Genomic DNA, 8,477 nt, shown 5'->3' with positions numbered 1-8,477 from the left:
GCATCAGGATGCGGCGTGCCCCCGCGGACCCGCCGCATCCTGATGCTCTCCTGGGAGTACCCGCCGGTGCTGGTGGGCGGGCTCGGCCGGCACGTGCACGCGCTGTCGGTCGCCCTGGCCGCCGCCGGCCACGAGGTCACCGTGGTCACCCGGCACGCCGAGGGCGCCCCGCTGGAGGAGTACGCCGACGGCGTCCGGATCCTCCGAGCGGCCGAGGACCCGGTCACCTTCCCGCTCGCCACCGGCTCCCTGCTGGCCTGGACCATGGCGTTCAACCACACGCTGACCCGGGCGGCGCTGCGCGCCGCCGAGTCCGGCGGCTACGACGTGATCCACGCCCACGACTGGCTGGTCGCGCACACCGCCATGACCCTGCGCGAGCACCTGGACGTGCCGCTGGTGAGCACCATCCACGCCACCGAGGCCGGCCGGCACCAGGGCTGGCTGCCGGAGGAGATGAACCGCACCATCCACGGCGTCGAGCAGTGGCTCAGCGCCGAGTCCGGCCGGGTCATCGTCTGCTCCGGCTACATGCGCGATGAGGTGACCGCACTCTTCGGCGTGCCGACCGGGCGGGTCGACGTGGTGCCCAACGGGGTCGAGCCGCAGCGCTGGCGGGTGCCGGTCGCCGCGGTCGCCGCCGCCCGCGCGCGGTTCGCCGGAGACGGGCCGCTGGTCACGTTCGCCGGCCGGCTGGTCTACGAGAAGGGCGTGCAGCACCTGCTCGCCGGGCTGCCCCGGCTGCGCGAGCGGCACCCCGGGCTGCGCGCGGTGATCGTCGGCGACGGGCCGTACAAGCCGGCCCTCGAAGCCGAGGTGCACCGGCTCGGCCTGGACGGCACGGTGAGCATGCCCGGCTTCCTCGGCGGGGCCGACCTGCCCGCGGTGATGGCCGCCTCGGACTGCTTCGCGGTGCCGAGCATCTACGAGCCGTTCGGCATGGTGGCCCTGGAGGGCGCCGCGGCCGGCGCGCCGCTGGCGGTGGCGCGCACCGGCGGCCTGGCCGAGATCGTCGAGCCCGGCGTCACCGGGATGACCTTCGCCCCGCAGGACCCGGACGGGCTGACCGAGGCGGTGCACGCCCTGCTGTCGGACCGGGAGCGCGCCCGCGCGCTGGCCCGCCGCGCCCGCACCATGGTCCACGAGCAGTACGGGTGGTCCGCCATCGCCGCCCGCACCGCCGCCACCTACGCCGCGGCGATCGCGGGCGACCCCGCGTTCACCGCCGCCCGCGCGGAGGAGCGGATGAGCCTCGGCCGGGTGCTGCCCACCCTGCCCGAGGGCAACCTGTTCGCCGCCGCCGGCCTGCGCTGACGGACCGCATACGACGACGCGAACCGGAAGTGCCCTGGCCTGACCAGGGCACTTCCGTTCGCAACTCAAGGGCAGCGGAAGAGTCGCTGCCTCCGCCGCGCCTCGGTCGTCAAGCGCCAGGCCCGTAGCAGCCGCCTGGCGCGCTGGACGCGAGGACAGGCCCCGTCAGGCCGGCAGTGCGGACAACGCCGGCGGGTATGGAAGTCGAGCATGAAGCCGGCGGCCATGACAAGGAATGGCGGTTCTGGCACCGAAGCGCTAGTCATGCGTTCAGGGTATACGACTAGAGCGTGTGCGCACTAGGCGTCCGTGAAGCTGATACGTGACTAGTTGTCGGACACCTAGCGTCCGAGGCATGACCAAGAAGCTGCGGCTGGTCGGGTCGGCAGAGATCCGCGTACTCCTGGGCGGTGTGTCGCGCCAGCGGGTGTACCAGATCACCAACCGTCGAGACTTCCCGGAGCCTGTCGCCAAGCTCGAAATGGGCAACGTCTGGCTCGCCGAGGACGTGGAGAAGTGGATCACCGAGAAGCGTCCCGAGATGGACTAGGGACGGTGAGCCCTTGCCCTGACGGCTGGCGCGTACGCGAAAAAGGCCGCCGACCCCTCGTGGGGTCGGCGGCCTTTTGTTGCGGCTGGGGCGGGGTCAGCGATCCGCGGCCGGGGGGTAGTCGCGCTCCGGGTAGCCGGTGTAGATCTGGCGCGGGCGACCGATCTTGGTCTCCGGGTCGTTGATCATCTCGCGCCACTGGGCGATCCAGCCGGGCAGCCGGCCGAGGGCGAAGAGCACCGTGAACATCTTCGTGGGGAAGCCCATGGCCTTGTAGATCAGGCCGGTGTAGAAGTCCACGTTCGGGTAGAGCCGGCGGGAGACGAAGAAGTCGTCCGCCAGGGCGATCTCCTCCAGCTCCATCGCGATGTCCAGCAGCGGGTCCGGCTTGGCCATCCGGCCCAGCACGTCCTGCGCGGCCTTCTTCACGATGGCGGCGCGCGGGTCGTAGTTCTTGTAGACCCGGTGGCCGAAGCCCATCAGCTTCACGCCGTCCTGCTTGTCCTTCACCTTCCGCACGAAGGAGCGGACGTCGCCGCCGTCGGCCTTGATCTTCTGGAGCATCTCCAGCACGGCCTGGTTGGCGCCGCCGTGCAGCGGGCCGAAGAGGGCGTTCACGCCGGCCGAGACCGAGGCGAAGAGGTTGGCGTTGCTGGAACCGACCAACCGCACGGTCGAGGTGGAGCAGTTCTGCTCGTGGTCGGCGTGCAGGATGAACAGCATGTCCAGCACGCGGGCCATCACCGGGTCGACCTCGTACGGCTCCGCCGGGACGCCGAAGGTCATCCGGAGGAAGTTCTCCACGTAGCCCAGCGAGTTGTCCGGGTACAGCAGCGGCTGCCCGATCGACTTCTTGTAGGCGTACGACGCGATGGTGGGAACCTTCGCCATCAGCCGCACCGTGGACATCTCCACGTGCTCGGAGTCGAACGGGTCCAGGCTGTCCTGGTAGAAGGTGGAGATGGCGCTGACCGCCGACGACAGCACGGCCATCGGGTGGGCGTCGCGCGGGAAGCCGTCGAAGAAGCGGCGCATCTCTTCGTGCAGCAGCGAGTGCCGCCGGATCCGCTCGCTGAACTCGGTCAGCTGCTGCTGGGTCGGCAACTCGCCGTAGATCAGCAGGTAGGAGACCTCCAGGAAGGAGGACTTCGCGGCCAGCTGCTCGATCGGGTACCCGCGGTATCGCAGGATGCCCGCATCACCGTCGATGTAGGTGATCGCGGACGAGCAGGACGCGGTGTTGACGAAACCGGGGTCGTACGTGGTCATCCCGGTTTCCTTGAGCAGGTGGCTCACCCCGATGCCGGCGGGGCCCTCGACCGCGGACTGGACCGGCATCGACAGCTGCCCACCGGGGTGGTCGAGCTTGACTTCCGTCATGTGTTCCTCGCTTCGCCGGCAAGATCTTCGTTGAGTTGCCTTCGCTTTTACCGTAATCGCGGTATCGGGGGCACCGCTCGTCGTGGTTCCGCGGTGAGGTATGCGTCACCCGATTCCCGACTTGCCGGCTCGGAAACCCTGTGCATGATCCAGGGCAGGGCGGCAGGGACGGGGCGCGCCGGTGGCGAGGACGGTGCGGCGGGGGCGGGAAGCCGGCCTCAGGAGAGGGCGAGCCGGCGCAACGCGCCGTCGGCGCCCACCCGGTAGACGTCGAGGCGGTTGGCGCCGGCGGTGAAGAGCCGGTCGTCGGGCAGCAGCGCCGCGAAGCGCCGGCCACCCTGGTCGGGCGGCACGACCGGGACGACGGCGCCGACCGTGCCGTTGACCGCCACCGCCAGCATCGTCCCGTCCGGCACCGCGGCCGGCACGGTCCCCCAGACCAGGGCCGGCAGCTCGCCGTGGGCCGGGTTGACGGCGCGGAACGCGGCGAGGTTCGCCACCTTCGCCGTACCGCCGGCCGCCCGCTCCCCCACCCGGGTGCCCACCAGCGGATTCGGGATCGGCGTGGCCGGCGGCGACGGCACCCCGCCGGTGATCGTCACCGGCTGGCCCGGGCGGTCGTAGAAGCGCTTGTCGGCGCGCTCGCGCGGGGCCTGCCGGGCGGACCGGCCGTCCATCCGCCACGGGATCCGGATGTGGGCGTGATCGGCGATGGTGGGCAACAGGTCGACGTGCTCCCAGTTGCGGTCGTCCACCCGGGCGGCGCGCTGGCCGGGCTCCTTGACGAACATCGGCACCCAGGCCACCTGGTCGGCCGCGTGGTTGATCGCGTCCATCCCCCGGCCCTGCCAGTCCTTGCGGAAGCTCACCCCGTGGTCGGCGGTGACCAGGACGAGGGCCTTGTCATAGAGGCCGCTGGCGCGCAGCGTGCGCAGCGTCTCGCCGATCAGCCGGTCGGTGTAGCCGAGCTGGGCGAGGTGCCGCTGCCGGGCCAGGTCCACCCAGCCGGCGCCGTCGCTGGGCAGATCCTCCGGCGCGGCGTAGTGCGCCCCGGACGGCAGGTACACCCACGGCGAGTGCGGCATTAGCAGGTGCAGGAAGTGCAGGGCGGGCCGGGACGACGGGCGCAGCCCGGCCAGGAAGCTGGTGAAGCGGGCGGGCTGGTTGTCGTCGAGGGTGTCCCAGCGGAACTTCGGGTCGGCGGGCACCGGCTCGGCGGCGTCCAGGCCCGCCTCGGCCCGGGTCAGCTCGCGGTAGGAGTTCTCCGGGTCGATCCGGCTGTCCACCGGGGCGGTGACCTGGCGCAGCAGCTTGCCGCTCTCCCGGACCAGCACGCCGAGCCCCTGCTCGGGGCTGGCCGGCTGCTCGCAGCGGCTGGGCGGGCAGAGCCGGGTGATGCTCTCCTCGGCCTTGATCTCGTACAGGCCGCCGAGGGCGGTGAAGAGGTTGTCCGGGTACTGCGCGTAGTGCGGGGCGTACGGCTCGGCCGGGTAGCGGCCGGTGAGCATGGCCGGCAGCGCGTACGGCGTCCAGCCGCTGACCCCGGTGGCGTTGCGGTACCAGGTGGAACCCTGGGCCAGCTCGGCGAAGTGCGGGTAGCGGGTGGCGTCGATCCTGCCGTCCGGGCCGAGCAGCGAGACCAGCGGCAGCTCGTCCAGGACGATCATGACCACCGGCGGGTGGGCGCCCGGGCCGGCCACCCCGGCGGCGCCGGCGTGCGACCGGGGCAGCACCACGGCCGAGGCCGGCGAGGCGAAGAGGAACAGGCCGACGAAGACCACCGGCCCGATCGCCGCCACCCGCAGCACCCGGCCGGGCGCCCGCCAGCGCCGGTGCGCGGCCGCCCCGGCCGCGCCGGCCAGGGCGGCGACCAGCAGCAGCGGTACGCCCCGCAGCGGCGTGCCGTGCCGCCCGACCTGCACGGCGAGGGCGGCCAGCAGCAGCCCGACGAGCAGCGTGTGCACCGCCGCCCGGGTGGTCCGCCCGGCCAGCAGGCTGACCGCGCCGAGCAGCGCGAACGGCAGGGTCGGCGCGATGGCGATCAGCGCCACCAGGAGCAGGATGTCGGCCCGCGAGGCGCGGTGGAACAGGAAGAAGTCGGGGCTGCGGCCGAGCACGTCCAGCAGCGGCTGGGTGACCACCAGCCCGACCAGGGCGACCAGCTCGAGGAGCCGGCCCAGCTCCGCCCGCCGGGGCCGACCCGGTCGCGCCGGGGCGGACGGTACGGGTCGGAGGTCGGGCGGCGCCAGCGTGCCCTCAGCCACCCACCACCGCCTGGTAGAGCGTCCGGGTGCCCGACGGCAGTTCCGCGCGCCGGATGATCCGGCAGCGCGCCGCGAGCAGCCGCTCGAAGGCGTCCCGCCGGTAGTCGGGGAACAGCCCGTCCGGCTTGTTGGCCAGCAGCCGGCGGGCCATCGGGTCCTCGGGGTGGACGAACTCGACCACCAGCGCCGCGCCGGGCGCGCCCAGGTTCGCGAGCTGGTCGACCACCGCCGCCAGCGGCACGTTCCGCCCGATCGCCAGGTGGTGCACCACGGCCAGGGCGAGCACCACGTCGGCCCGGGTCCGGTCGGCGAAGCCGGCGCGCTCGACGCCGCGCCAGCCGCCGCCGGGCGAGGGGTCGGCGAGGTCCATCACCAGCGGCAGGATCCGCCGCTGGCCCTCCGCCCGCAGCGCCCGGTAGAGCGCGTCGACCACCGCCGGTTCCTGCTCGACCGCGACCACGTACCCGGCGTGCCGGGCGGCGATCCGGGCGTACCGGCCGTCGTTGGCGCCCAGGTCGAGCGCCAGCGCCGGGGTGTCCACGCCGGCCACCGCCTCCTCGACGAACCGCTCCTTGGCCAGCCGGTCCTGCGCCGAGTAGCCGCAGGTGCGCTGGTAGTCCGACCAGTGGCTGCCGCCCGGCGGGCGGTCCAGCCGGCGGACCAGCTTCTCGATGCCGCGGACGGTCGCCGCCGCCAGCTCCCGGGAGTACCCGGCGTCGCGCAGTTGGGCCCGCACGTCGGTCGTGGTGGCACGCGAGTTGCGCCGCTGCATCGCGCCGTGCAGGTGCACGTGGGTGAGCACGCCGGGCAGCAGCCGGCGGGCGCCGCCGAAGAACCGGCGCATCTGGTCCGGCTCGATTCCGTCGACCCGGGCGCGCAGCCAGGGCTGGAAGTCGACGCCCAGGTGGGCCTGGAGCAGCAACGGATAGAGCAGTGTCTGGCAGAACTGCCGGTACCCGGCCCACGGCTCGCCCTCGCGGAGCGGCTCGAAGGAACCGACGTCGATGAAGACCGGCGCGGCGCCCCGCCACTGGAGGTTGTACGCCGAGCCGTCCTTGGTGGTGAACCCGCCGTCGAGCGCCGCCCGCAGCACGTCCAGGTGCAGCAGCGCGGCGTCCCGCAGCATGCCGAACGACCACTCGTAGGGGTGTGAGACGAAGGGGATGCGCTCGTGGCGGAGCGTCGCGGACCAGGGCGGCGTGGCGGCGACCTCCTCGGTGCCGCAGACCTTCCCCTCGGTCAGCAGGGCACGGAAGAAGCCGCTGCCCGCCAGGGCCCGCCAGTCCGCGGTCGCCCGGTCGTCGAGACCGCGCAGCACCTCGCCGTCGCGGTGGAAGACCCGGTTGGTCGGGTCGCGGAAGGATCCGGGGTCGGCCCGGAGGCCGGTGTCGGGGTGGGTCATCGCCGCTGCCGGCCCGTTCAGCGCTGGTCGGTGGGCTGACGGCGGAACCGGGCGACCAGCCGCCGCCAGTAGAGCTTGGCCGCCACCGCCGCTCCGGCCACCCCACCGACCACCGCCTGCACGATCAGGCTGCCGGACCCCGCGTCCAGGTAGGCCAGGTGCATCACCGGCTGCTCCCTTCCCTCGCCGTCATGGAGGCCGGCCGCGACGAGGCATTTAGCCGTTTAAGCCGGACTTGTCTCCTTGACACCGTACGCCGCGCGGGCCGGTCGTGAAGGCCACACGGGTCACTGCGCCCACGTCCGTTCCGTTCAAGACGACCGGCCCCGTCCGCCCCTACCGTGACCGCCATGACACCTCACTTCGACCTGATCGGCATGGCCGTCACCGACATGGCACGCACCCTGGACTTCTACCGCCGGCTGGGGCTGGCGATCCCGCCCGGCGCGGAGCGCGAGTCGCACGTGGAAATCACCCTGGACAGCGGTGTCCGGCTGGCCTGGGACACCGTCGACATGATCCGCGGCTTCGATCCGCACTGGACGGCGCCCACCGGAAGCCCCCGGGCGAACCTGGCGTTCCGCTGCGCCGACCCGGCCGAGGTCGACCGCTGGTACGCCGAGCTGACCGGGGCGGGACACCACGGCCACCTGGCGCCCTGGGACGCCTTCTGGGGCCAGCGGTACGCGGTCCTGCACGACCCGGACGGCAACGGCGTGGACCTGTTCGCACCCCTGACATCCCGCTGACCCGCCCGGCCGGTCAGCTCCCAGCAGCCGGGTGGGTGGCATCCCGGCCAACTCCCGCACCTCGCGGGTGAGGTGGGCCTGGTCGGCGTAGCCGGCGCGAGCCGCCGCCTCCGCGAGTGGCGTGCCGGTGCGGGCCAGGGCCAGCCCCCGTTGCATGCGCAGGATGCGGGCGAGGGTCTTCGGGCCGTACCCGAAGAGGCTCACGCTGCGTCGGTGCAGGAGGCGCGGGCCGAGGCCGACCTCGGCGGCGGTCGCGGTGACGCTCGTCCCGGCGGCGAGCAGGGCGGCGACCCGTACGCCGAGCGGGTCCGGCCCTCCGGCGGCGGCCAGCCGGGCGGCGACGACGGACTCCAGCCCGACGGCGCCCGGCCGCTCGCCCAGCCGCTCGGCCACCTCGGTCGCCGCTCGGCCCCAGAGCACGTCCAGCGGCACCCGGCGGTCGCGCAGCTCGTCGGCGGGGACGCCGAAGACGGCGGGGCCGATGCCCGGCGGCAGCCGCAGGCCGATCCACCGCTCCCCCGGCGTCGGGTCGGTGAGGTACGCCGTGCGGTCCGGGCCGGCGACGAGGAGCCCGGACCGGCTGGACCAGAGCAGGTCCAGACAACCGTCCGGCAACACCCGGGCGGGCGCGCCGCCGCTGACGCTGGTCCAGCGCACCGCGCCGGGCAGATCGGCCGGCATCTCCCGGTACATGCCGCCCAGCCTGCCACGCGCAGGCTAGTGCGGTGTCCACTGACGCTCACCGGGGTTTGCGGTGGGGGTTGTGGATCCTCGCCTGTTGGGCGAGCGACTCCCCACCGGGTGGTGGGGCGGGCCTC

At 73.4% G+C, this 8,477-nt stretch carries 7 protein-coding genes and 1 pseudogene; 3 read left to right on the top strand and 5 right to left on the bottom strand.

Going from position 1 to position 8,477, the window contains the following annotated elements:
- A partial coding sequence (locus tag DKT69_RS27135) for a glycosyltransferase family 4 protein (RefSeq protein ID WP_438361882.1) occupies positions 1 to 1,314 on the top strand: 1,314 nt, incomplete at its 5' end.
- A 355-nt stretch (positions 1,315 to 1,669) separates the two neighbouring features.
- Positions 1,670 to 1,864: a DNA-binding protein gene (locus tag DKT69_RS27130; protein WP_109804335.1), complete on the top strand. Its 195-nt coding sequence runs from the start codon at positions 1,670 to 1,672 to the stop codon at positions 1,862 to 1,864.
- A 96-nt stretch (positions 1,865 to 1,960) separates the two neighbouring features.
- Here the strand turns inward: DKT69_RS27130 and DKT69_RS27125 are convergent, their stop codons facing one another.
- The 4 genes from DKT69_RS27125 to DKT69_RS39180 all read right to left on the bottom strand — a co-directional run bounded on the left by DKT69_RS27125 (position 1,961) and on the right by DKT69_RS39180 (position 7,077).
- On the bottom strand, positions 1,961 to 3,244 hold the full coding sequence (locus DKT69_RS27125) for a citrate synthase (protein WP_109804334.1): 1,284 nt from the start codon (positions 3,242 to 3,244) through the stop codon (positions 1,961 to 1,963).
- A gap of 218 nt (positions 3,245 to 3,462) precedes the next feature.
- A complete protein-coding gene (locus DKT69_RS27120) occupies positions 3,463 to 5,493 on the bottom strand; it encodes a sulfatase-like hydrolase/transferase (protein ID WP_368666276.1) in 2,031 nt (676 codons plus the stop codon).
- A gap of 7 nt (positions 5,494 to 5,500) precedes the next feature.
- The gene (locus tag DKT69_RS27115; RefSeq protein WP_109804332.1) at positions 5,501 to 6,910 is read right to left on the bottom strand and encodes a class I SAM-dependent methyltransferase; all 1,410 of its coding nucleotides are present in this window, start codon (positions 6,908 to 6,910) and stop codon (positions 5,501 to 5,503) included.
- Positions 6,911 to 6,927: 17 nt separating this feature from the next.
- Positions 6,928 to 7,077 (bottom strand): hypothetical protein, encoded by a 150-nt coding sequence (locus tag DKT69_RS39180; RefSeq protein ID WP_165439974.1) that lies wholly within the window; start codon positions 7,075 to 7,077, stop codon positions 6,928 to 6,930.
- A 183-nt stretch (positions 7,078 to 7,260) separates the two neighbouring features.
- On the opposite strand from DKT69_RS39180, the gene DKT69_RS27110 reads away from it, so the two are divergent.
- Positions 7,261 to 7,659 (top strand): VOC family protein, encoded by a 399-nt coding sequence (locus DKT69_RS27110; protein ID WP_109804337.1) that lies wholly within the window; start codon positions 7,261 to 7,263, stop codon positions 7,657 to 7,659.
- A gap of 18 nt (positions 7,660 to 7,677) precedes the next feature.
- Here DKT69_RS27110 and DKT69_RS27105 read toward each other — a convergent pair.
- Positions 7,678 to 8,352 (bottom strand): annotated as a pseudogene (locus tag DKT69_RS27105) (helix-turn-helix domain-containing protein); the annotation flags it as partial.
- Positions 8,353 to 8,477: the final 125 nt, after the last annotated feature.

It is taken from the genome of Micromonospora sicca (assembly GCF_003172935.1).
Classification (GTDB): Bacteria; Actinomycetota; Actinomycetes; order Mycobacteriales; family Micromonosporaceae; genus Micromonospora; species Micromonospora sicca.
The sequence above is the reverse complement of the archived record's forward strand: the minus strand, read 5'-3'. Positions and strand labels throughout refer to the sequence as shown.

What these genes read in the sequence shown, in the direction of transcription:
- DKT69_RS27130 (WP_109804335.1), top strand. Translation starts at nt 1,670, where the DNA reads ATGACCAAGAAGCTGCGGCTGGTCGGGTCGGCAGAGATCCGCGTACTC.
- DKT69_RS27125 (WP_109804334.1), bottom strand. Translation starts at nt 3,244, where the DNA reads ATGACGGAAGTCAAGCTCGACCACCCCGGTGGGCAGCTGTCGATGCCG.
- DKT69_RS27115 (WP_109804332.1), bottom strand. Translation starts at nt 6,910, where the DNA reads ATGACCCACCCCGACACCGGCCTCCGGGCCGACCCCGGATCCTTCCGC.
- DKT69_RS27110 (WP_109804337.1), top strand. Translation starts at nt 7,261, where the DNA reads ATGACACCTCACTTCGACCTGATCGGCATGGCCGTCACCGACATGGCA.